This is a genomic window from Roseivivax sp. THAF30 (genome assembly GCF_009363575.1).
Taxonomy (GTDB): Bacteria; Pseudomonadota; Alphaproteobacteria; order Rhodobacterales; family Rhodobacteraceae; genus Roseivivax; species Roseivivax halotolerans.
This window is the reverse complement of sequence record NZ_CP045389.1, coordinates 1,708,869-1,730,657: the sequence shown is the minus strand read 5'-3', so window position 1 is coordinate 1,730,657 and position 21,789 is coordinate 1,708,869. Positions and strand designations below refer to the sequence as shown.

General features: G+C 67.5%; 21 protein-coding genes. 18 read left to right on the top strand and 3 right to left on the bottom strand.

Translation table 11 applies throughout. The features are described 5' to 3' along the window. Window positions 1-45 precede the first annotated feature (45 nt). The 7 genes from FIU91_RS08385 to cobJ are packed head-to-tail and all read left to right on the top strand — an operon-like array spanning window position 46 to window position 7,987. Complete coding sequence (locus FIU91_RS08385) at window positions 46-378, top strand: DUF1636 domain-containing protein (RefSeq protein WP_152463693.1); 333 nt, start codon at window positions 46-48, stop codon at window positions 376-378. Between the two features lies 1 nt (window position 379). Next, window positions 380-1,432 (top strand): cobalamin biosynthesis protein CobW, encoded by a 1,053-nt coding sequence (gene cobW / locus FIU91_RS08380; protein ID WP_152462151.1) that lies wholly within the window; start codon window positions 380-382, stop codon window positions 1,430-1,432. A gap of 5 nt (window positions 1,433-1,437) precedes the next feature. Beyond that, on the top strand, window positions 1,438-4,728 hold the full coding sequence (gene cobN, locus FIU91_RS08375; RefSeq protein WP_152462150.1) for a cobaltochelatase subunit CobN: 3,291 nt from the start codon (window positions 1,438-1,440) through the stop codon (window positions 4,726-4,728). Further along, window positions 4,725-5,879 carry a precorrin-3B synthase gene (gene cobG / locus FIU91_RS08370; RefSeq protein WP_152462149.1) on the top strand — a complete coding sequence of 385 codons (1,155 nt, stop codon included), beginning with the start codon at window positions 4,725-4,727 and terminating at the stop codon, window positions 5,877-5,879. The genes cobN and cobG overlap by 4 nt, the downstream gene beginning before the upstream one ends. A gap of 1 nt (window position 5,880) precedes the next feature. Then, the gene (locus FIU91_RS08365; RefSeq protein WP_152462148.1) at window positions 5,881-6,510 is read left to right on the top strand and encodes a precorrin-8X methylmutase; all 630 of its coding nucleotides are present in this window, start codon (window positions 5,881-5,883) and stop codon (window positions 6,508-6,510) included. Continuing rightward, a complete protein-coding gene (cobI, locus tag FIU91_RS08360; protein WP_152462147.1) occupies window positions 6,507-7,238 on the top strand; it encodes a precorrin-2 C(20)-methyltransferase in 732 nt (243 codons plus the stop codon). The genes FIU91_RS08365 and cobI overlap by 4 nt, the downstream gene beginning before the upstream one ends. Next, window positions 7,235-7,987, top strand: coding sequence for a precorrin-3B C(17)-methyltransferase (gene cobJ / locus FIU91_RS08355; protein ID WP_152462146.1), 753 nt, complete (start codon window positions 7,235-7,237; stop codon window positions 7,985-7,987). Before cobI ends, cobJ begins: the two co-directional genes overlap by 4 nt. Here cobJ and FIU91_RS08350 read toward each other — a convergent pair. Then, window positions 7,960-8,712 carry a cobalt-precorrin-6A reductase gene (locus FIU91_RS08350; protein ID WP_152462145.1) on the bottom strand — a complete coding sequence of 251 codons (753 nt, stop codon included), beginning with the start codon at window positions 8,710-8,712 and terminating at the stop codon, window positions 7,960-7,962. The genes cobJ and FIU91_RS08350 overlap by 28 nt on opposite strands. On the opposite strand from FIU91_RS08350, the gene cbiE reads away from it, so the two are divergent. From cbiE to cobF, 6 genes are all read left to right on the top strand, one after another. Beyond that, entirely contained in the window at window positions 8,711-9,907 is a 1,197-nt protein-coding gene (gene cbiE, locus FIU91_RS08345) for a precorrin-6y C5,15-methyltransferase (decarboxylating) subunit CbiE (RefSeq protein WP_152462144.1), read from the top strand. The genes FIU91_RS08350 and cbiE overlap by 2 nt on opposite strands. Then, window positions 9,904-10,272, top strand: coding sequence for a cobalamin biosynthesis protein (locus FIU91_RS08340; protein ID WP_152463692.1), 369 nt, complete (start codon window positions 9,904-9,906; stop codon window positions 10,270-10,272). Before cbiE ends, FIU91_RS08340 begins: the two co-directional genes overlap by 4 nt. Beyond that, window positions 10,269-11,063, top strand: coding sequence for a precorrin-4 C(11)-methyltransferase (gene cobM, locus FIU91_RS08335; protein ID WP_152462143.1), 795 nt, complete (start codon window positions 10,269-10,271; stop codon window positions 11,061-11,063). Before FIU91_RS08340 ends, cobM begins: the two co-directional genes overlap by 4 nt. A gap of 109 nt (window positions 11,064-11,172) precedes the next feature. Next, window positions 11,173-12,426 carry a cobyrinate a,c-diamide synthase gene (locus tag FIU91_RS08330; RefSeq protein WP_254702106.1) on the top strand — a complete coding sequence of 418 codons (1,254 nt, stop codon included), beginning with the start codon at window positions 11,173-11,175 and terminating at the stop codon, window positions 12,424-12,426. Continuing rightward, window positions 12,423-13,151 (top strand): uroporphyrinogen-III C-methyltransferase, encoded by a 729-nt coding sequence (cobA, locus tag FIU91_RS08325; protein ID WP_152462141.1) that lies wholly within the window; start codon window positions 12,423-12,425, stop codon window positions 13,149-13,151. The genes FIU91_RS08330 and cobA overlap by 4 nt, the downstream gene beginning before the upstream one ends. Next, the gene (gene cobF / locus FIU91_RS08320; protein WP_152462140.1) at window positions 13,148-13,882 is read left to right on the top strand and encodes a precorrin-6A synthase (deacetylating); all 735 of its coding nucleotides are present in this window, start codon (window positions 13,148-13,150) and stop codon (window positions 13,880-13,882) included. Before cobA ends, cobF begins: the two co-directional genes overlap by 4 nt. A gap of 83 nt (window positions 13,883-13,965) precedes the next feature. Here the strand turns inward: cobF and FIU91_RS19395 are convergent, their stop codons facing one another. Continuing rightward, on the bottom strand, window positions 13,966-14,121 hold the full coding sequence (locus FIU91_RS19395) for a hypothetical protein (RefSeq protein ID WP_172974971.1): 156 nt from the start codon (window positions 14,119-14,121) through the stop codon (window positions 13,966-13,968). Between the two features lie 256 nt (window positions 14,122-14,377). Here FIU91_RS19395 and FIU91_RS08315 point away from each other — a divergent pair, with 256 nt between their 5' ends. Beyond that, entirely contained in the window at window positions 14,378-15,307 is a 930-nt protein-coding gene (locus tag FIU91_RS08315; RefSeq protein WP_254702073.1) for a DMT family transporter, read from the top strand. Here FIU91_RS08315 and FIU91_RS08310 read toward each other — a convergent pair whose 3' ends face one another. Further along, on the bottom strand, window positions 15,308-17,044 hold the full coding sequence (locus FIU91_RS08310) for a trypsin-like peptidase domain-containing protein (protein WP_152462139.1): 1,737 nt from the start codon (window positions 17,042-17,044) through the stop codon (window positions 15,308-15,310). It abuts the gene before it with no gap. Window positions 17,045-17,199: 155 nt separating this feature from the next. Between FIU91_RS08310 and FIU91_RS08305 the strand changes: the two genes are divergently transcribed. The 4 genes from FIU91_RS08305 (at window position 17,200) to glyS (ending at window position 21,729) form a co-directional block, all read left to right on the top strand. Further along, window positions 17,200-18,129, top strand: a complete 930-nt coding sequence (locus tag FIU91_RS08305; protein WP_152462138.1) for a glycine--tRNA ligase subunit alpha — start codon at window positions 17,200-17,202, stop codon at window positions 18,127-18,129. Beyond that, entirely contained in the window at window positions 18,126-18,632 is a 507-nt protein-coding gene (locus FIU91_RS08300) for a DUF6446 family protein (protein WP_152462137.1), read from the top strand. The genes FIU91_RS08305 and FIU91_RS08300 overlap by 4 nt, the downstream gene beginning before the upstream one ends. Before the next feature lie 62 nt (window positions 18,633-18,694). After that, window positions 18,695-19,552 carry a DUF1206 domain-containing protein gene (locus FIU91_RS08295; protein ID WP_152462136.1) on the top strand — a complete coding sequence of 286 codons (858 nt, stop codon included), beginning with the start codon at window positions 18,695-18,697 and terminating at the stop codon, window positions 19,550-19,552. A gap of 80 nt (window positions 19,553-19,632) precedes the next feature. Then, complete coding sequence (gene glyS, locus FIU91_RS08290) at window positions 19,633-21,729, top strand: glycine--tRNA ligase subunit beta (RefSeq protein ID WP_152462135.1); 2,097 nt, start codon at window positions 19,633-19,635, stop codon at window positions 21,727-21,729. Window positions 21,730-21,789: the final 60 nt, after the last annotated feature.

The following is a 21,789-nucleotide window of genomic DNA, read 5'->3' as shown; positions in this document are numbered from 1 at the left end:
TTGTCCGACCCCGCCTCTCCCCAACCAGCCGAGCTTCTCGTCTGCATGACCTGCCGCCGCGGGCTCGACGTCGCCGAGGACGGCACACGTCCCGGCGCCGCGCTTTTCGCCGCGCTTGACGGAACGATGCCTGACGGCGTCACGCTTCGCGCGGTAGACTGCCTGCAGAACTGCGATGGCGGCTGCACTGTTGCCCTGCGCGGGCGCGGGCGCTGGACCTACATTTACGGAAATCTGCACGAAGCGTCGCATCCGGACCTTCTGCGCGAGGGCGCCGCGAAGTATCACGCGACGCAAGACGGGCTTATTCCCTGGCGGGAACGGCCCGATCATTTCAAAAAGAACTGCGTGGCCCGCGTGCCACCGATGGAGGACTGACATGGCCGATCTCGAGAAACTTCCCGTCACCATCGTCACCGGCTTCCTGGGATCGGGCAAGACGACGCTGATCTCCGAGCTGATGAAGAACCCCGGCGGCAAGCGCCTCGCGGTCGTGGTCAACGAGTTCGGCGATGTGGGCGTCGACGGCGAGATCCTGAAGGGCTGCGCCATTCCCGATTGCCCCGCCGAGAACGTGGTCGAGCTGGCGAACGGCTGCATCTGCTGTACCGTGGCGGATGATTTCATCCCGACCATCGAGGCGCTTCTGGCGCTCGACCCGCGGCCCGAGCATATCCTGATCGAGACCTCCGGCCTGGCCTTGCCGAAGCCGCTTCTGAAGGCCTTCGACTGGCCCGATATCCGGTCCAAGATCACCGTGGACGGCGTTGTCGCGCTCGCCGATGCCGAGGCGGTCGCGGCGGGCCGCTTTGCGCCGGATGTCGAGGCCGTGGACGCGCAGCGCCGTGCCGATGAGAGCATCGACCACGAAACGCCGCTCTCGGAAGTCTTCGAGGACCAGATCTCCTGCGCCGATATCGTGCTGCTGACCAAGCCGGACCTTGCCGGCAAGGATGGCGTCGAGAAGGCTCGCGCGGTGATCGCCGCCGAAGCGCCGCGCCCGCTGCCGGTGGTCGAGGTCGCTGAAGGCCACGTCGATCCGCGCATCATCCTCGGGATCGGCGCCGCCGCGGAAGACGATATCGACGCCCGCCCGTCGCATCACGACGGGGTGCCCGAGCACGATCACGAGGATTTCGAGAGCGTCGTCATCGACATCCCCGAGCTTGCCTCGCCCGCCGATCTTGCCGCGCGGATCGAGCGGCTCGCCCGCGAACAGAACATCCTGCGCGTGAAGGGCTATGCCAGCGTCGCCGGCAAGCCGATGCGGCTTCTCGTGCAGGCCGTGGGCGCGCGCGTGCGCCACCAGTTCGACCGGCCCTGGGGCCCGGACGAGGCGCGCGCGGGACGGCTCGTGGTCATCGCAGAGCATGACGATATCGACGCCGCCGCCATCACCCGCGTGCTGACCGCCGCCGAGGAGACCGCGTAAGCGCCATGCATGTCGTCTTCCGCGAAAGCCACGGGCTCGAAGAGACCGACACGCCGACGGACCTGGCCCAAAGCCCGGCCGATCTGGTGGTGCTGTCCTTCTCGGATTCGGATCTCGGGGCCTTCGCGGCGGGATGGCAGCGGGGCGGCGGACGCGAGGGACGGATTCCGTCTCTGCGCCTGGCCAATATCGCGGCACTCCGGCATCCGCTCTCGGTCGATACCTATATCGAACAGACGCTGGAGGGCGCGAAAGGCATCCTGATCCGTCTCATCGGCGGGCAATCCTACTGGCCATACGGTTTGCAACAGATCGAGGCGCTGGCGCGCGAGAAAGGCATCGCGCTCGCGGTTCTGCCCGCGGACGGGCGGCCCGATGCGCGGCTCGACGCGGTCTCGACCATACCGGTCTCCACGCTGCGACGGCTGTCGCATTTCTGCGATACCGGCGGGGCGGTCGCGGCGCAGGCGGCCTTGCAACAACTCGCACTTGCAGCGGGCCTTTATGCGGGGCCGGTAAAGGGGTCGAAGGCCTTGCCGAGCGTCGGCGGATGGACTCCCGAAGACGGCGTCGCCTGCCCGGTTCTCGCCCCTTGGCCGGAAGCGGCAAGCGCCCCGGATGCACCGCTCGCGCTGGTGGTCTTCTACCGGTCCTTCCTGGTCTCCGCCGATCTGGCACCGATCGAGGCAATGTTCGCCGGGCTGCGCGCGCGCGGCTTCCGCGTCATGGGGCTTTTCGCGCCATCGCTGAAGGCGCCCGGCGCGGCAGAATGGATGGCACGGCAAGTGAGACATCTTGCGCCTGCCGCCATCGTCAACGCGACGGCCTTTTCGGGCAAGGGCGATGGCGGGGCCTCTCCGCTCGATGCGGCCGGTGTTCCGGTCTTCCAGGTCGCGCTCGCCACCTCGGACCGCGCAGCCTGGGAAGAAGCCGAGCGCGGTCTTTCGCCGGCCGATCTGGCGATGCATGTCGTTCTGCCGGAGGTGGATGGCCGGCTGTTCGGCGGCGTTGTCTCGTTCAAGGAGCCCGAGCCGCGCGACCCGGATCTGCAATTCACGCGGCTGCGCCACCAGGCGCATGACGGACGTGTCGATGCGGTCTGCGCGCGCGTGGCGGCCTGGTATCGGCTGTCCGCGACGCCGCCAGCCGATCGCCGCGTGGCGCTCGTCCTGTCGACCTATCCGGGGCGGGACTGGAACTTGGCCCATGCGGTGGGTCTTGACGCGCTGGCCTCGGCCGAGGCGGTGCTCGGCGACCTGGCAGAGGCCGGTTACGCGACAGGGGGCGGCAACCTGGCTGCGGCGCTTGGGCACGAGACGATCGACTGGCCCGTCTCAGCCTATCGCGAGGCACTCTCCCGCCTGCCGGAATCCCTGCGCGACGATCTGCAAGCGGCTTGGGGACGACCCGAGAGCGATGCGCCGGAGGGCGTCTTCCACTTTGCGGCACTCCGGCGGGGCAACGCGCTTGTCGCGCTTCAGCCCGAACGTGGCACGCCTGAGCTGCGGGGCGATGAATACCACGACCTCGCGCGGGTGCCGCGTCACGCCTACGTGGCGTTCTACCTCTGGCTCGCCGATCAGGCCGACGCGATCGTGCATATCGGCGCGCATGGCACGCTCGAATGGCTGCCGGGCAAGGCCGTCGCCCTGTCCGAGACCTGCTGGCCCGAGGCGCTGACCGGCGCGATGCCGGTGATCTACCCCTTCATCGTCAACGATCCGGGCGAGGCCGCGCAGGCGAAACGGCGTATCGGGGCGGTGACCCTCGGCCATGTGCCGCCGCCGCTTGCGGAAAGCCGCACACCCGACCGGCTCCTGCGCCTCGAGGCGCTGCTGGACGAATTCTCGAATGCCGACGGGCTCGACCCGCGCCGCCGCGACCGATTGATGGACGATATCCGCATGGAGGCGCGCGCCGAGGGCGTGGAGGAAGATCTCGGGATCGACGGGGCGATGTGCGAGGCCGAGGCGATCACCCGGATCGACCGTTTCGTCTGCGATGTGAAGGAAAGCCGCTACGGCGACGGGCTGCATGTCTGGGGCCGCGCGGATCCCGCCGCACCGCCCGAGATGGGTGCCGCCGCCTCTGCCGAGCGGCAGGCCCTCATCGACGCACTGGACGGCAAGCGGATCGCGCCGGGCCCCTCGGGCTCGCCCTGGCGCGGGCGGCAGGATGTCCTGCCCACCGGGCGCAACCTCTACACGACCGACCCGCGCGCGGTGCCGAGCCGTGCGGCTTACGCGCAGGGGCAGAAGCTCGCGGCCGAATTCGTACGCCGGCACCTGCAGGACGAGGGCGACTGGCCGCGCAGCCTCGTTGTCGACCTTTGGGGCTCCGCGACGATGCGGACCGCCGGTGAGGAATTCGGCATGGCGCTGGCGCTTCTGGGCGTGCGTCCTGTCTGGGATGCGGGCACCGAGCGCGTCTCGGGCATCGAGGTTCTGCCCATCGCCGAACTCGACCGGCCGCGCCTCGACGTCACGCTTCGCGTCTCGGGCTTGTTCCGCGATGTCTTCCCAACTCTTTCCGCGCTGTACAACCAGGCGATCCGCGCGCTTGCCGCCCGTGATGAAGCGGCAGACTGGAACCCGTATGTGGGCCAAGCAGAGGCGCGCGTCTTCGGACCGAAGCCGGGTCAGTTCGGTCTCGCGATGGGCCCTGAGCTCACCGATTATTCCGACGAGGCGCGCGCCCGCGCAGGTGAAGCCTGGCTCGCCGCCTCCTCCTGGGCGCTCGATGGCGAGACGGCGGTCGAGGACGCAAAGGCCATCCGCGAACGGGTCGCGGCGGCGGACGCCTTCGTGCATCTGCAAGATCTGCCCGAGACCGACGTGCTCTTGGCCGAGGATTATGCAAGCCACGAGGCCGGCTTCGCCGCGGCGCAAGGCGTCACAGGCGGGGCGGCGCGGCTCTGGCATCTGGACGCGACCGATCCGGATCGGCCCCGCAGCCGTGGTCTGACCGAAGAGATCGCTCGCGTCGTGCGGGCGCGCGCCACGCATCCGGGCTGGATCGCGGGGATGCAGCGCCACGGCTTCCGGGGCGCGGCGGAAATCGCGTCGACGCTCGAGAACATGGCCGCTTTCGCGCATCTCGCCGATGCGGTGCCCGGCCACCTCTTCGATGCCTATTATTCTGCGACGCTGGGCGATGCGGCGGTGACGGAGTTCATGGAAGAGGCCAATCCCGAAGCGCTTGCCGCCATGCGCGAGCGGTTCGAAGCGCTCAGGGCTGCCGGTCTCTGGCAAACGCGACGGAATTCGTCGGCAACGGATCTGAGGGCGGCGGAATGAACACTCCGCTCGTGAAAGGCTGGTGTCCCGGCGCGCATCGTCCGATGGAAGCGGAAGACGGTCTTGTGCTTCGCATCCGCCCCCATGCGGGTCGGCTCAACCGCAGCCAGGCGATCGGACTTGCCGATTGCGCACGCCGCTACGGATCCGGCCGGATCACTTTGACGCGCCGTGCGAATTTGCAGATCCGCGGCGTGAAGGAAGACACTCTTACAGAGCTATGGGGCAATTTGGATGGTCTCGGGCTGCTCGACCGCGACGAACGGAGCGAGGCAAGGCGCAATATCGTAGTCGATCCGTTCGGCGGCGATACCGCCCGCGAACTTGCCACGGCACTGGAAACGGCGCTCGCAGAAGCGGATGATCTGGAGAGCCTGCCGTCCAAGTTCGGTTTCGTCGTGGATCCCGCTGCCCGACGGCAGCTCGCTCGCATCAGCGGCGACGTGCGGATCGAAGGCAGCGCGGACGGCTTGCTGGTCCGCGCCGATGGCTTGGAAACGGGGCGGTCGGTCTCGAGCACAAACGAGGCCGTTCAGGCTGCGCTTGAGCTTGCGCGCTGGTTTATCGCCTCGGGCGGGGTCGGCGCGGATGGACGCGGGCGGATGGCGCGGCACGTGGCCCGTGTTCCGCTGACCGCCGAACTCTCCGGAAACAAGCGACCCGCAGAGGCAGTGTCTCCACCCGCTCCCGGCGCCACAGTCCACGGCGTGCTGGCGGGTGCGGCGTTTGGTCAGCTCCGCGCGGACCAGCTCGACGCGCTGGCGCGCATCGCATCCGATATCGTCGTCACGCCTTGGCGCGCCGTGTTCCTGCCTGGCTGCGACGTCGAGGATCTCGTGGGAATTCCAGACCTCATCCTCGATCCTCGCGATCCTCTTGGCCGCATCGAAGCCTGCCCCGGCGCGCCCGGCTGCGCGCAAGCGAGCGTTGAGACCGAACCGATCGGACGCGCGCTTGCGCCATCGCTGCCGCCGGGCCTGCGCCTGCATGTGTCGGGCTGCGCCAAGGGCTGCGCTGGATCTGGCGTGGCCGATATCACCCTCACCGGCCGCAGGGGCCGCTTTGATCTTGTGCAAGGCGGGGCGGCATGGGATGAGCCGGACCGCCGCGGGCTTGCCCCGCAGGATCTTCTCGGGCTTTGGGACAGCTGACATGCCTTACACCTACGAAAAGGATGGCGCGGCGATCTATGCCGAGAGCTTCGCCACGATCCGCGCCGAAGCGGACCTCGCGGCCTTTGATGCGGATGCCGAACAGGTCGTCGTCCGCATGATCCACGCCGCCGGGATGGTCGGTCTCGAGCGCCATGTCCGGATCTCGGACGGCATGGTCAAGGCCGCGCGGGACGCGCTCGAACGCGGGGCGCCAATCTTCTGCGATGCGCGCATGGTCAGCGAAGGCGTGACCCGAAAGCGGCTGCCGCGCGATAACGAGGTCATCTGCACGCTTCAGGATCCCGCCGTGCCTGATCTTGCCGCAAAGCTCGGCACGACCCGCTCCGCCGCCGCGCTCGAGCTTTGGCGGGACAAGCTGGAGGGCGCGCTCGTCGCCATCGGCAACGCGCCGACCGCGCTTTTCCACCTTCTCGAGATGCTGGAAGATCCCGGTTGCCCGCGCCCCGCCGCGATCATCGGCTGCCCGGTGGGCTTTGTCGGTGCCCAAGAGTCGAAAGACGCGCTGTGGGATGCGCAGCCCGTTCCATCGGTGATCGTCGAAGGCCGCCTCGGCGGCAGCGCGATCACCGTCGCCGCAATCAACGCGATCGCGAGCCGCGCGGAATGAGCGCGCCCGGCACGATCTGGGGCGTCGGGCTCGGACCAGGCGATCCTGACCTCATGTCGGTGCGCGCCGACCGGCTCGTTCGCGGTGCGCGGCACGTGGCCTTCTTTCGCAAGGCCGGCCGCGCCGGTCAGTCGCGCAAGATCGTGGACGGGATGCTGCACCCACAAGCGCATGAAATCGCGATGGAATATCCCGTCACGACGGAGATCCCGCTCGAGGATCCGCGCTACAATGCCTGCCTGTCGGAGTTCTACGAAGACGTGGCCGGTCGCCTTCGGGACCTGGCGCGAGCCGGAGAGGACGTCGTCGTTCTTTGCGAAGGCGATCCGTTTTTCTACGGCTCCTTCATGCATCTTTATACGCGGCTCAAGGACGATGTGCCCGTTCGGATCGTACCTGCCATCACTGGCATGTCGGCAGCCTGGACCGCGAGCGGCGCACCGATCACCTGGGGCGACGATGTACTGAGCGTTCTCATGGGAACGCTCGACGAAGAGACGCTGACCGCACGGGCCCGCGATGCCGATGCGCTCGTCTTCATGAAGGTCGGCCGCAATCTGCCCAAGATCGCCCGTGCGCTCGACGCGGCGGGCAAGGCGGATCGCGCGGTGATCGTCGAATATGCCAGCATGGAAGGGCAGCGGATGACGCCGCTTCTCGAGCTGGGAGAGCGCACGCTGCCCTATTTCTCCATCGTGCTCGTCCACGGGCAAGGTCGGCGGCCGTGACGGGCTGGGTTCGCATCGCGGGGCTCGGCCCCGGCGACGACGCGCTGGTGACGCCCGATGTGCAGGCCGCGATCGCGGAGGCGACCGATATCGTCGGCTACATTCCCTATGTCCGACGCATCGCGCCGCGGGATGGGCTGAGGCTGCACGAAAGCGACAACCGGGTGGAGATCGACCGGGCAAAACATGCGCTCGAGATGGCAGAGGCAGGTCGCCGCGTCGTCGTGGTCAGCTCCGGCGATCCCGGCGTGTTTGCGATGGCTTCCGCGGTCTTCGAGGCGTTGGAGGCCGGTCCGAAGACATGGCGCGATCTCGATATCGCGGTCCTTCCGGGCATCACCGCGATGCTGGCCGCCGCCGCGCGCGCCGGAGCACCGCTGGGCCATGATTTCTGCGCTATCAACCTGTCGGACAATCTCAAACCCTTCGCACTCATCGAAAAGCGCCTGCGTCTTGCCGCCGAGGCCGATTTCGCGATGGCTTTCTACAATCCTCGCTCGGCCTCGCGCCCCGAAGGGTTCGCCCGAACCCTCGAGATCCTGCGCGAGTGCTGCGAGCCCGAGCGGCTGATCCTCTTCGCGCGCGCCGTTTCGACCCCGGAGGAGGCGCTCCATGTCGTCCCGCTCGCAGACGCGACGCCCGAGATGGCGGACATGCGGACCGTGGTCATCGTCGGCTCTTCGGCGACGCGGCAGATCGCGCGGAATGGTTCGCCGCTTATCTACACGCCGAGATCGGTCCCCGCATGAACCCAGGCCAGCGCTTCCTCGATGTCGTGCACCTCGCGCCGCGCGGGCAGCGCCGGGCGATCGATCATCACGACCGGCAAACCAAGCGAGCGTGCCGCGGTGATCTTGGCATAAGCGCCCGTGCCGCCCGCATTCTTGGACACGACAAGCTCGATGCCCTGCGCCTCCATGAGGGCGCGGTCGGCCTCGGCCTCGAACGGGCCTCGATCGACGATGACATGGTGATCCGGGAATGGCGGCGGCACCGCCGGGGGATCGACGAGGCGCAGCAGGTAGAAATGCTGCGGGTTGGGCGCGAACTCGGCGAGGTGCATGCGCCCAACCGCCAGCATCACGCGCGCCGCCGGACGATCAAGCGCGGCCACCGCACCGGCAATGTCCGGCACGCGCACCCAATCGTCCCCGGCCTCCGGCGTCCAGGGCGGCCGCGTCAACGCCACGAGCGGCACGCCTGCTCTCTCAGCCGCGATGACCGCGTTGCGGCTCATCTGTTCGGCGAAAGGATGGGTCGCGTCGATGAGATGCGTGACCTGGTGCTCCTCGAGGTAGGCCGCCAGACCCTCCGCGCCGCCGAACCCGCCCACGCGCTGCGGCAGCGGCTGTCGCAAGGGTCGCGCCACGCGCCCGGCGAAAGAGACCGTGCCCTCGAGTCCCAGCTCCGCCGCATGGCGGGCAAAGGCGGTGGCCTCGGTCGTTCCGGCCAGGATCAGAAGGTTCGGGGGCATGGCTGAAACTCCGTGGCTGACGATCGTAGGGCTCGGCGAAGATGGACCGGAGGGCCTGCCGCCTGCAAGCCGCCTCGCGCTGCACGAGGCCGAGATCGTCATGGGCGCGCCGCGTCATCTTGACCTGCTGCCGGATCTCGCGGCCGAGCGGATCGCGTGGCCGGTGCCGTTTGCCGACGGCTTGCCTATCCTCCATCGGCTTAAAGGTCAGCGCGTCGTGGCGCTGGCCTCTGGCGATCCCTTCTGGTTCGGCGCGGGCCGCGTGATCGCGGAGGCGCTGACCCCCGGTGAGTGGCGCGCCATGCCCGGTCCGTCGACGTTTTCTTTGGCCGCGGCCCGGATGGGCTGGGGGATCGAGCGAACGACCTGCCTTGGCCTGCACGCAGCGCCGCTTTCTTCGCTACGCCCGCATCTGGCTCCGGGTGCGAGGCTTCTCGTGCTTCTCAGGGATGGCGCTGCGGCCGGCGATCTTTGCGCCTACCTTTCCGCCACGGGGTTCGGGGAGAGCTGTGTGACGCTTCTCGAAGCGCTCGGCGGACCGCGCGAGCGCGTCTCATCGGTGATCGCCGATGCCGGGGCGGCGGACATCGCCCATCCGGCCGCCGCCGCAATCGAGGTTGCTGGCGGCGGCCCGGTGGTCACGCGCGCCGCTGGCCGCGAAGATGCGCTCTTCTCCAATGACGGACAGATCACCAAGCGCCCGGTCCGCGCGCTTACCCTCTCCGCCCTCGCCCCCCGGCCAGGTGAACGCCTCTGGGATATCGGGGGCGGCTCTGGGTCCATCGCGATCGAATGGCTTCTGTCGGATCCGTCGATGCGGGCCATCTCCATCGAGCCCCGCGCCGATCGCGCGGCTCGCATCCGCGAGAACGCGGCGGCGCTCGGCATGGGCAGGCTCGATGTCATCGAAGGCCGCGCACCCGACGTTCTCGATGATCTGGATGCGCCCCACGCGGTGTTCATCGGCGGAGGCCTCAGCCGCGCACTTCTCGATACGCTGGCAGATCGGCTCACCCCAGGAACGCGGCTCGTCGCCAATGCCGTGACGCTCGAATCCGAGGCGCTTCTGGCAGATTGGCAGGCGAAGCGCGGCGGCGAGCTGTTGCGGATCGAGCTATCCGAAGCCGCGCCGCTTGGCACGAAGCGCGGCTGGCGCTCGCATTACCCGGTTGTGCAATGGCGAGGCGCGCTGTGATCGTCGCCGGTTTCGGATTTCGCGGCGCGGCGACGACCGCCAGCCTCCTGGACGCGCTCGAGCAAGCGGGCGGCGCGCAGGGCGTGTCGATGCTCGCGACCGCCGCGGACAAGGCGAACGGTCCGGCGTTCCGTGGCCTGGCCGAGACCCTCGGCCGTCCCGCGAGCGCCATTGACAGCGACACGCTCGAGCGCCAACAGACCGCCACGCATTCGCAGGCGTCAAAATCCGCGCGGGGCACCGGCAGCGTTGCCGAGGCGGCGGCTTTGGCCGCGGCAGGTCCGGGCGCAAGCTTGCTCGGCCCCAGGTCGATCTCGGCCGACCGCATGGCCACCTGCGCGCTCGCAAGGGGAGGATCGCAATGACAGTGCATTTCATCGGTGCAGGCCCTGGCGCGCCCGATCTTCTGACGCTGCGCGGGCGCGACCTGATCGCGGCCTCGCCGGTCTGCCTCTATGCTGGCTCGCTCGTGCCGGAGGCCATTCTGGATCATTGTCCGCCCGGCGCGCGGATCGTGAATACCGCGCCGCTCGATCTCGACGCGATCATGGCCGAGGTCGAGACGGCCCATGCCGCCGGCCACGATGTCGCGCGGCTGCATTCGGGCGATCTGTCGGTCTGGTCGGCGATGGGCGAGCAGCTCCGCCGCCTGCGCGAGAAAGACATCCCCTACGACGTGACCCCGGGCGTTCCGTCCTTTGCCGCCGCGAGTGCCGCGCTCGGCGCGGAACTGACGCTGCCGGGTCTTGCACAATCGGTAGTCCTCACGCGTACACCCGGCCGCGCCAGCGCGATGCCGGAGCACGAAACGCTGACGAATTTCGCCCTGACCGGCGCGACGCTGGCGATCCACCTCTCCATCACGAACTTAAGCCAGGTGGTAGCGGATCTCAGCCCGCACTACGTTGCCGACTGCCCGGTCGCGGTGGTGTGGCGCGCGAGCTGGCCGGATCAGCGGATCTTGCGCGGCACGCTCGGCGATATCGAGACGCGCATCGACGGCAGTATCACCCGCACCGCGCTCATCCTAGTCGGGCCCGCGCTCGCGCAGGCGGGTTTTGACGACAGCCGCCTTTACGCTGCCGAATACGACCGCCGCTACCGACCGCAATCGGCGGAAAGCCCTTGGGCAGACTGGCAGGCTGGCGATGACTGAGCGCACGTCCCCTCTTTGGGTTGGCGAAAATACCGCGGGGGGTCCGGGGGGCTGGCCCCCCGGCCTTCTGGTCTCCGCGCCGGCCTCCGGCACGGGCAAGACAACGGTGATGCTCGGTCTCTTGCGCGCGCTCGCCGAAGACGGGCTGGCCGTGCAGCCGTTCAAATCCGGGCCCGATTACATCGACCCGGCTTTCCACTTCGCCGCCGCAGGCCGCGAGAGCTTCAATCTTGACACATGGGCGATGGACGACGCGCTCCTGTCGGGCATCGCGGCCCATGCGTGCGGCGCGGATATCGCGATCGCCGAAGGATCGATGGGCCTCTATGACGGGGTCGCCACGCGCGGTCAGACCGGCATGGGATCGAGCGCGGAGACGGCGCAGCGCATGGGCTGGCCGGTGGTGCTCGTCATCGATGCGGGCGGACAGGCGCAATCGGCAGCGGCGACGGCGATGGGCTTTGCCGCCTACGCGCCCGATCTCCCCTTCGCAGGTGTGATCCTCAACCGCGTCGCCTCGCCCCGGCATGAACGGCTGATCCGCCTCGGGATGGAGCGCGCGGGTCTTCCTGTCCTGGGGGTTCTGCCCCGGCGCGGCGATCTTGCTTTGCCCGAACGGCATCTCGGTCTCATCCAGGCCGTGGAGCATCCCGATCTCGAGGCTGCCATCGCGGGATACGCAGCATTTCTGCGTGAGCACGTGGACCTTGCGGCGATCCGCGCCGCGGCGCGCGGCGGGCCCGCGCCCCAAGCAGGACAGCTGCCGCCCCCGCCCGCCCAGCGGATCGCTCTCGCGCGCGATGCGGCTTTCTCCTTCACATATCCGCATCTTCTGGCCGGGTGGCGCGCGGCGGGGGCAGAAATCCTGCCCCTCTCGCCGCTTGCCGACGACGCCCCGGACCCTTCTGCCGATCTCGTCTGGCTTCCCGGCGGCTATCCCGAGCTGCATGCCGGCCGCCTCGCCGCCGCGAGCAGGTTCCTCGGCGGCCTGCGCCGCCATGCGGAGACAAAACCCGTTCACGGCGAGTGCGGCGGCTACATGGCGCTCGGTCAGTCGCTCATCGACAAGGACGGGGTGCGACACGAGATGGCCGGGCTCCTGGGCCTGGTGACCTCCTACGAGAAGCGCAAGTTCCACCTCGGCTATCGCCGCGCGACCCTTCTCGAGGCCATGCCCGGCGCGAGCCCCGGCGCGGCGCTGCGCGGGCATGAGTTTCACTACTCGACAATCCTCGACGAGCCCGATGCGCCGCTCGCGAAGGTCACCGATGCGGACGGTAACCCGGTGCCCGAGACCGGATCGCGGAAGGGCCACGTAACCGGCACCTTCTTCCACCTCATCTCGGGGGAGGACGCGGCATGAGCGGTTTCGTGAGTTTCGTCGGAAGCGGCCCCGGCGATCCCGAACTTCTGACGCTGAAAGCGGTCGACCGACTGAAGCGCGCCGATGCGATCCTGTTCGACGATCTGTCCTCGGGCCCGATCCTTAGCCATGCCCGGCCGGAGGCCGATCTGGTCGGTGTCGGCAAACGCGCAGGTCGCCCCTCGCCGAAGCAGAACCACGTCTCGCAACTTCTCGTCGATTACGCGACGGGGGGCGGGCGGATCGTGCGGCTGAAATCCGGCGATGGAGGCCTGTTCGGGCGGCTCGAGGAAGAGCTTGTGGCGCTGCAGGCTGCGGGCATCCCCTACGAGATCGTGCCGGGCGTGCCCTCGGCGTTCGCAGCGGCGGCGGCGGCGGGCATTCCACTCACCCGCAGGCTCACCGCGCGGCGTGTGCAGTTCGTCACCGGGCACGACGTATCGGGCGAATTGCCGCGCGATCTCGACCTGACCGCGCTTGCCGATCCCAAGGCCTGCACGGTGATCTACATGGGCAAGCGCACCTTCCCCGCGCTTGCGGCGACACTGATGGAGCGCGGCTTGCCCGGCACGACGCCCGCGCTTCTGGCCGAGGCGGTCTCGACGCCCCAGCAACGGCTGACCCGGTCGACCGTCGCCGAGCTGGCCGCCCGGCTCGACATGGCGGCAAGTCCGCTGCCCGCGCTCATCCTCTACGGCCCGCTCGCCGACGAGGCCGGGCTGTGACCGAACTCTGGCTCATCGGCATCGGCACGGGCAATCCGGCCCATGTCACGCGCGAAGGCTGGCAGGCGATCCGTGAGGCGGGCGCAATCCTCGTTCCAGAGAAAGGCGCCGGAAAGGACGATCTCGCAGGTCTGCGCTATGCGATCATAGAAGAAGCCGAAGCGAGCGCGCAGGTTATCCCGTTCGAGATGCCCGTGCGCGATGCAAGCCTGCCCTACGACACCCGTGTCGCCCGCTGGCACGACGAGATCGCATTGCGCTGGCAGGCGGCGATGGATGGCACCGATGGGCCGATCGCGCTTCTGGTCTGGGGCGATCCCGGTCTTTATGACAGCACGCTCCGGATTGCCGAGCGGCTTTCCCCTGCGCCGCGCCTCCGCGTGATCCCCGGCATCACCGCGCTGCAGGCGCTGACCGCCGCGCATGCGATCCCGTTCAATACCGTCAACGGTCCGGTCACAGTCACGACCGGGCGCAGATTGCGAGACCACGGGTGGCCCGACGGCGCGGAGACGCTGGTCGTGATGCTCGACGGCGAATGCAGCTTCGAGCGCCTGCCGCCCGAGGATCTGACGATCTGGTGGGGCGCATATCTCGGCATGGAGAACGAAATCCTCGAGGCGGGCCCTCTTGCCGAAGCGGGCCCGCGCATCAAGGCGGCGCGCGCCGAGGCCCGCGCGGCGCATGGTTGGATCATGGATACGTATCTGTTGCGCAAATCGACCGGATAGCGACCTTCCCGCTCAACGGTCACGAGAAAAGGCCCCTTGGCGCGCGCCAGAGGGCCTTTCCTGAATTCAAGTGATCGCGGTGTTCAGCGCTTGTTCGGGCCGTCCGCGGCAAGCGTCGAATTGGGATCCTTGGGATCCGCTTTCGCGCGCTCGACTTCGAACTTGCCCTTGATGCCGAGGATGGTCACGGCAAGGAGCGTGAACAATGCGAGGATCGGAACGATAAAACCGACGTCCATTTTGCTCTCCTGACTTTGGGATACATCTTATCCCGAACGCCCGGAAACAGACTGCGTTCCGTCAGGCGGCTCAGTCTTTCAGCTGAACCACGCACCATCCCAGCAATAGCAGCAGGATGAAAACCGGCAGAATGAAGAACAGGTCCATGTCTCTCTCCTCTCGTGGTCGATGGACGGAAGACTAGCGCGATGCTACCTCGCCGAAAAGTCATGCGGACCGATACGGGGCGCAACCTACGAAAAGTGATGAGGAAAGATGCAGTCAGCCTCCCCCGCCGCACCGGATATCACGCCCTCTTCCTGGGCGATGGTGGCCTTGCTTGGCCTCGTCTGGGGGGCGACGTTCCTCATCATCGAGCTTGCCCTACCGGGAATCACGCCGGCCTGGCTCGCGGGATACCGGATCGGGTTTGCCGCGCTGCTGACGACGCTGGTCTGGCAGATTATGGGCGGGCGGCTCTTCCACGGACCAAAGTCCGCATGGCCACAGATCCTCGTGATCGGCGTCTTCAATACGGCGCTGCCATTCCTTCTGCTGAGCTGGGGTCAGCTTCGCGTCACGTCCGGCTTCGCGGGCGTCTCGATGGCCGCCATCGCGCTGATGGTTCTACCGCTCGCACATCTCTTCGTGCCCGGGGAGCGGATGACGCCGCGCCGGGTGATTGGCTTCGTGGTCGGGTTCTGCGGTGTCCTGGTGCTGATCGGCCCGGCGGCCTTCGCCTCCACGGGGGATCCGCTCGAACCTTTCGGACGGCTGGCCTGCCTTGGTGCCGCGGCCTGCTATTCGACCGCCTCGGTGATGATGCGTCGCTTGCCGGCGATAGACCCGATCGGGCTGGCGGCAGTGCCGCTGCTCGCCGGTTCCGCCGCGATCATACCGGTGGCGTGGACGCTGGAAGGCCCGCCGCCCCTGCCGGGCGGCGAGATCTTGTTCTGGCTGGCGCTTCTGGGTCTTGTGCCGACCGCAGGTGCGAACCTCTTGAGGGTTCTCGTCATTCGCAGCGCCGGGCCGGTCTTCATGACGCTGACGAACTACCAGGTGCCCGTCTGGTCGGTGATCCTCGGGATCGTGATCCTGGGTGAGCCGTACCACCCCTCGCTGTTCGTGGCGCTCGCACTCATCCTGTCGGGGGTCTTCGTCAGTCAGTGGGGCGCGCTCATGCGGCTTTTCGGCCGCGCGAGCTGATTATTCCCAGCACTCCACCAAAACGGTGATACCGCGCGCGACCTGCGTGAGATCTTCGGGCGCCATCGACATTTCGCCGCGACCCGTCTCGACAGAAACACCAGCCTCGCGGAAAAAATCGACCAGTCGTTCGGAGGCGGTGGCAAAGCTCACGTTCTCAGGCAATTGCTGGCCGGTCGAAGAAACAGGCGTCAGCATGCCCACGACCGCGCCGCCACCGTCGAAGACGGGCCCACCCGCATCGCCGGGCCGGGCCGAGACCGAGAGACGTTTGACGCCTTCCTCGCCGTTGAGGCCGCGCACATCTGCAAGCGTGCCGAAGGTCACGGTCGGCGCGCCGAGTATGCCGCCATAGGAAAAGCCCGCGACCGCGATCTCCGATTGCAGGCGCGGCGCGTCTGTGCGGAAGACCGGCACGTTGCGGGGCGCGAGGGGGGATTGCGGCTCCAAGAGAGCCAGACCACCGGCGCGCGCCACAATTTCGGCCTCGGTCAGCTCGTCGAGCGTGATCCGGCCGCATTCGGCCACGGACGCATCGGACGTCAGCACCCGTCCGCTCGAATCCGCGAAGAAGCCCGACGCGGTGACCTTGGGCTGCCGGACCTGGAGCCCCGCGACAAGGTCGATCGCCTGCCCTTCGTCGCTGAGCGTCGCAGGGTCGAGCACGACACCGTCGAGGCGTGAAAACGTCTCCTGCATCCGCGCGAGGATGCGCGTGCGGCGCTCTTCGTCACCGGCCGGCCAGATGAGTGTGAAACCCTTTATCGCGCCGTCCGAAAGAAACGCCTCGGTGTGGCTGACGATGCGGCTGTTCTCGCCGACGAGACGGAAGCTGTCGCCCTGCCGCTCGCGCGGCCCGTCCGTGGGCACGATCTCGAGCGTCTGCATGATCTCGTAAAGACCATAGAGCGTGCGGCGGTCGCCGGGCTCGGAGATAAGGAGAACCCGCGCCTCGGGCACCTCTCCGGTCGGCTCATAGCGCACGAACGGCGATTCCGCGCGATCGAATGCGACGACGCCGGTGGGAAGCTCCATCTCGATGCCGGCGCGGCGGTCTGTCACGCGGCGCAGGCCCATCCCGTCGAGCACGGCGTTATACTGACGGAAAAGCTCGGCGCGCTGCGCGGTCGTCAGAACGCCCGTCGCCTCGTAATTGTTGGCCTCTTGCCAGCCGGCCATCGCGCCGCGCGTCCCGCGTCCGAAGGCGGCATCGATGCGGCCATTGTAAAAACCGGCCCATTGCAGGGCGACCTGCAGATCCTCGCGTTCACCGCGCGTGAGAAGCTGTTCGGCGCGGCGCGCCTCTGCCGGGGTCTCTTCGGCCTGGCGCAGCTCCGGCTCGGGATCGGGCTCGTTTTGCGCCTGGGCGCCGTTATCCTGCGGCTCTTGCGGCTCGGGCGACTGGATCGCACCGGCACCGATCGGCCAGAAGCGCTGCGCGTATTGATCGGCTTCCTCGACGAAACTGTCCGAGGGGATCTGCCCTTGCCGCCGGAGCTCAAGACGGCGCTGATTGGCTTCTTCCTCGGTATAAGGGCCGAGCGCGATGCCATACCAGCCGCCGCCGATGGAAAAGCCGTTGACGTCGGGCAGCCCCGCCGCAAAGGTCCGCGCGCGATCCTCTGCCACGGTGAGCGCCGGATGGGCCTCGATCTGAACGAAATAGGCATCCTGCGCGTTGGCCGCCCCAGCGATCACCCAGAGCGCGCACCCCGCCATCAGTCCCGTCTTCTTCATTCCGCTCATTCCGCCCCGTGATATGTCAGTTTCGTGTCGCGACCATTGGTAGCAAAATGCAAGCCCGGCGCACCTCAATTATTGGTCAGGGGCGCAATTGACCCCCCGGTTGTGGCGTCCTAATCAAGCCTGAAGCGACAAGGACGGATCCGGCCATGGACAAGACCCAGAAACCGCGCAGTTTTCAGGAGATCATCCTGCGGCTTCAGACCTACTGGGCCTCGAAGGGCTGCGCCGTTCTGCAACCTTACGACATGGAAGTCGGCGCGGGCACGTTTCACCCGGCAACGACGCTGCGCGCGCTTGGTCCGAACCCTTGGGCCGCCGCCTATGTTCAGCCCTCGCGCCGTCCGACGGATGGACGCTACGGCGAAAACCCCAACCGGCTGCAGCATTATTACCAGTACCAGGTCATCATCAAACCCTCGCCACCCGATCTGCAGGCGCTCTACCTGGGCTCGCTCGAGGCGATCGGGATCGACATGGAGCTGCACGACGTGCGCTTCGTGGAGGACGATTGGGAAAGCCCGACGCTTGGAGCGTGGGGCCTTGGCTGGGAGGTCTGGTGCGACGGGATGGAAGTCTCCCAGTTCACCTACTTCCAGCAGGTTGGCGGACATGATTGCACGCCCGTCTCGGGGGAGCTGACCTACGGGCTCGAACGGCTCGCCATGTATGTGCTCGGCATCGACCACGTGATGGAGATGCCCTTCAACGATCCGCAGACGCCCATCCCGCTCTCCTACGGCGACATCTTCCGCCAGACCGAGGAAGAATACAGCCGGCACAATTTCGACCTCGCGTCGACCGAGATGCTGCTGCGCCATTTCGAAGACGCCGAGGCCGAGTGCCAGCGGCTTCTGGAGGCGCCGGAGACCGACCCCAAGATGGGTCGTCGCATCGTCATGGCGCATCCCGCCTATGACCAGTGCATCAAGGCCAGCCATCTCTTCAATCTGCTCGACGCGCGCGGTGTGATCTCGGTGACCGAGCGGCAGGCCTATATTGGCCGCGTGCGCGCGCTGGCGAAGATGTGCGCCGACGCCTTCGTTACGACACCCGCAGCGACGGGGTCCGCGGCATGAGCGGCAAGATCCTGTCCCTGATCATTCTCGTTGCCGCGGCGATCGGCGGCGCGGCGATGTATTACCTTCAGGTCTTCGCCTATTACGAGCGTCTGCCGGAGGTCTCCGAAATCACCATCGCGACGACCGACGGCGGGACCACCACTCTGCCCGTCTCGAATTTCCAGGGGATCGACGCGGACAGCTCCCCGATCCGCTACCGCGCCTGTTTCGACGTGCTCGCGGGCCCGTCGGACCTGCAGGCCGAGCCCTACCCCGCCGCCATTCCGCGCAACGCGCCGTTCTGGTTCTCGTGCTTCGACGCCGAGGCCATCGCGGATCAGATCGATGCGGGCGCTGCCGAGGTCTTCACCGTTGCCCGAAACATCGAATTCGGAATCGACCGGGTCGTCGCGCTGACGGACGACGGGCGCGGCTATGTCTGGCAGGAGGTCAACGATTGCGGCGACCGGGCCTATGACGGCACCCCGCTCGGCGACGATTGCCCGCCGCGTGATCGGTAACGGGAACCTCAAGCGGGCGTGATGCGCTGATCCGGTGAAACCTTACACTGGAGCGCATCTTCATGTCACAGAAAACCGCCCCCGCCTGGGTCGTCCCGGTCATGCGTGCGGGCTATTCCTCTCGTGCCGCGGTCTACGCGATCGTCGGCGGTCTGGCCCTCACCGCTGCCATTCGCGGGGGCCAGGCCGAGGGAACGACGAACGCGCTCGCCGATCTCAAATCGCAGCCCTTCGGCCTTTGGGCGCTCTGGCTCATTGCCATCGGTCTGTTCGCCTACGCGCTCTGGCGCTTCATCGCGGCGGGATACGATCTCGAGCGGCGCGGCGATGACGGCTCGGGTCTGTTCCAGCGCGGCGGCCTGATCGTCACGGGCATCATCCATGCCGGTCTCGGCGTCTCGGTCGCGGGCCTCGCGATGGGCGACTCCGGTGGCGGCTCTTCGGCGCAGGACTGGACGGCGCGAATCCTGCAGATGCAGAACGGCAAGTGGATCGCGGCTGCGCTCGGCGCGATCGTCGTGGGCTCGGGCATCTACTACATGCACAAGGGCTGGTCGAAGAAGTACAAGCGCCATATCCGCGTGACGCCGACAACGCAGAAGCTCGATCCAGCGTTGCAGGCTGGCTTTCTGGCGCAAGGTGCGCTCATCGCGATCATCGGTGCGCTCATCATCAGCGCCGCGATGACGACCTCGCCCGAGAATGCCGGCGGCATCGGCAAGGCGCTGGACCAGCTCCGCTCCGCCCCGTATGGCCGCGTGCTGCTGGGCGTCGTGGCGCTTGGCCTCATCGGCTTTGCCCTCGAGAACCTTGTCGAGGCGATCTACCGGATCGTGCCCGCCCGCGCCGGATCGGACGTGGAAACACTGGCCATGCGCGCCAAGGCGAAGGCCAAAAAGGAGGCGGCGAAGGCCAGCTGACCGCCTACCCGCTGGACGTTCCGGGCCCCGCCCGCTATCCCGCGCCGAAGAGACGCCACGGCCGATAGCGGAGGGGCCCGATGCCCGACCTTCTGATCGAACTCTTCTCCGAGGAAATTCCCGCGCGGATGCAAGCCCGCGCCGCGGAAGACCTGAAAACGAAGGTGACGAACGGCCTTGTCGAGGCGGGTCTCACCTACGCCCATGCCGCCGCCTTCGCAACGCCCCGGCGCCTGACGCTCGCGCTCGAGGGCGTGCTAGACCATTCCCCGACCACCCGCGAAGAGCGCAAGGGCCCCAAGGTCGATGCGCCCGAGAAGGCCATCGAAGGCTTCCTGCGCGGCGCGGGCGTCGCCCGCGAGGATCTCGAGGAGCGCGACGAGAAGAAGGGCCGCGTCTTCTACGCCATCATCGAAAAGCCGGGCCGCCCCGCGGCAGAGATCATCGCAGAGGTGCTGGAAGACACGATCCGCACCTTCCCCTGGCCGAAATCCATGCGCTGGGGCGCGGGAAGTTTGCGCTGGGTGCGCCCGCTGCACCGCATCCTCTGCATCCTGACGAATGATGCGGGAGAGGCCGACGTGGTGCCGATGGACGTCGACGGCATCCGCGCGGGTGATGTGACCGAAGGCCACCGCTTCATGGCGCCTGCCCCGTTTTCCGTCACGTCTTTCGAGGATTACGCGGCAAAGCTCAAGCGCGCGAACGTGGTGCTCGACCCCGAGGAGCGCGCGGAGACGATCTGGAACGACGCGACCAATGCCGCCTTCGCGAGCGGGATGGAGGTCGTCGAGGACAAGGGGCTTCTGGCAGAAGTCGCGGGGCTCGTTGAATGGCCCGTGGTGCTGATGGGCGAGATCGGCGCGGATTTCCTCGACCTGCCGCCCGAAGTGCTCATGACGTCGATGAAGGAGCACCAGAAGTTCTTCTCCGTCCGCAATCCCAAGACGGGCCGGATCGAGCGCTTCGTCACTGTCGCCAACCGCGAGACCGCCGATAACGGCAAGACCATCCTCGCGGGCAACCAGAAGGTTCTGACGGCGCGGCTCTCGGATGCGAAATTCTTCTGGGAGAACGACTTGCGGGTCGCTGTTGACGAGAAGATGCAGCCCTGGCTCGACCAGCTCGAGAACGTCACCTTCCACAACAAGCTCGGGAGCCAGAAAGCGCGGATCGACCGCATCGCCTCAGTCGCCCGCGAGATCGCGCCGGTCGTCGGGGCGGACCCTGATCTGGCCGAGACCGCCGCGCGGACGGTGAAGGCGGACCTGTCCTCGGAAATGGTCGGGGAATTTCCCGAACTTCAGGGGCTTATGGGTCGCTATTACAGCGATGCAGCAGGTTTGCCCGCCGAAGTCGCAGCGGCCTGCGAGGAGCATTACTCGCCGCTCGGTCCGTCCGACGCGGTGCCCGCCGCGCCGGTTTCGGTCGCCGTGGCGCTGGCGGACAAGCTCGATACGCTGACCGGGTTCTGGGCGATTGACGAGAAGCCCACCGGGTCGAAAGATCCGTTTGCGCTGCGGCGTGCGGCGCTCGGGGTTATTCGGCTTTTGGAAGACAATCAGGTACGACTGTCGCTGTCCGAGTTTCTTCCCAAACAACAACAGCGCATTGAGCTAAATGAAGATGGTATCGATGGCTCTGGAAGCGTCGAGGATTTGCCCTCCTTCTTCCACGACCGCCTCCAGGTCCACCTGCGCTCTGAGGGCGTCCGTCACGACGTGATCGACGCGTGCCTCGCCATGCCGCAGTCGGACGATCTCACTCTCCTCGTCAAACGCGCCCGCGCCCTCCAAGCCGTGCTGGAGACCGAGGATGGCGAAAATCTCGTGCAGGGCTTCAAGCGCGCCAACAACATCCTCACGCAGGCCGAGGAGAAGGACGGCGTCGAATACAGCTTCGGCGCGGACCCCAAATTCGCCGAGACGGACGCCGAACGCGCGCTCTTCGCGGCGCTGGACGCTGCGGACGCCAAGATCGTGCCCGCGATGAAGGACGAGGATTTCCCGACCGCGATGGCCGCGATGGCCGGCATCCGGCCCGAGGTCGACGCCTTCTTCGAGGCGGTGCAGGTCAACACCGACAACGAGATCCTGCGCCGCAACCGGCTCAATCTTCTGTCCCGCATCCGCAATGTCTGCCTGCAGGTCGCCGATCTGACGCGGCTCGACGGCTAGGCCAATTCGCCCCATCCCGGCCCTTGTCAGGCCGCGATTGGGGCGTATCCTGCGGGCGAC

Coding starts and splice junctions, on each gene's coding strand:
- FIU91_RS08365 (WP_152462148.1), top strand. CDS start 5,881: ATGCCTTACACCTACGAAAAGGATGGCGCGGCGATCTATGCCGAGAGC.
- cobM (WP_152462143.1), top strand. CDS start 10,269: ATGACAGTGCATTTCATCGGTGCAGGCCCTGGCGCGCCCGATCTTCTG.
- FIU91_RS08295 (WP_152462136.1), top strand. CDS start 18,695: ATGTCACAGAAAACCGCCCCCGCCTGGGTCGTCCCGGTCATGCGTGCG.
- FIU91_RS08310 (WP_152462139.1), bottom strand. CDS start 17,044: ATGAAGAAGACGGGACTGATGGCGGGGTGCGCGCTCTGGGTGATCGCT.
- cobA (WP_152462141.1), top strand. CDS start 12,423: ATGAGCGGTTTCGTGAGTTTCGTCGGAAGCGGCCCCGGCGATCCCGAA.
- FIU91_RS19395 (WP_172974971.1), bottom strand. CDS start 14,121: ATGGACGTCGGTTTTATCGTTCCGATCCTCGCATTGTTCACGCTCCTT.
- glyS (WP_152462135.1), top strand. CDS start 19,633: ATGCCCGACCTTCTGATCGAACTCTTCTCCGAGGAAATTCCCGCGCGG.
- FIU91_RS08385 (WP_152463693.1), top strand. CDS start 46: ATGACCTGCCGCCGCGGGCTCGACGTCGCCGAGGACGGCACACGTCCC.
- FIU91_RS08300 (WP_152462137.1), top strand. CDS start 18,126: ATGAGCGGCAAGATCCTGTCCCTGATCATTCTCGTTGCCGCGGCGATC.
- cobG (WP_152462149.1), top strand. CDS start 4,725: ATGAACACTCCGCTCGTGAAAGGCTGGTGTCCCGGCGCGCATCGTCCG.
- FIU91_RS08305 (WP_152462138.1), top strand. CDS start 17,200: ATGGACAAGACCCAGAAACCGCGCAGTTTTCAGGAGATCATCCTGCGG.
- cobW (WP_152462151.1), top strand. CDS start 380: ATGGCCGATCTCGAGAAACTTCCCGTCACCATCGTCACCGGCTTCCTG.
- FIU91_RS08330 (WP_254702106.1), top strand. CDS start 11,173: ATGCTCGGTCTCTTGCGCGCGCTCGCCGAAGACGGGCTGGCCGTGCAG.
- cobI (WP_152462147.1), top strand. CDS start 6,507: ATGAGCGCGCCCGGCACGATCTGGGGCGTCGGGCTCGGACCAGGCGAT.
- cobN (WP_152462150.1), top strand. CDS start 1,438: ATGCATGTCGTCTTCCGCGAAAGCCACGGGCTCGAAGAGACCGACACG.
- FIU91_RS08315 (WP_254702073.1), top strand. CDS start 14,378: ATGCAGTCAGCCTCCCCCGCCGCACCGGATATCACGCCCTCTTCCTGG.
- cbiE (WP_152462144.1), top strand. CDS start 8,711: ATGGCTGAAACTCCGTGGCTGACGATCGTAGGGCTCGGCGAAGATGGA.
- FIU91_RS08350 (WP_152462145.1), bottom strand. CDS start 8,712: ATGCCCCCGAACCTTCTGATCCTGGCCGGAACGACCGAGGCCACCGCC.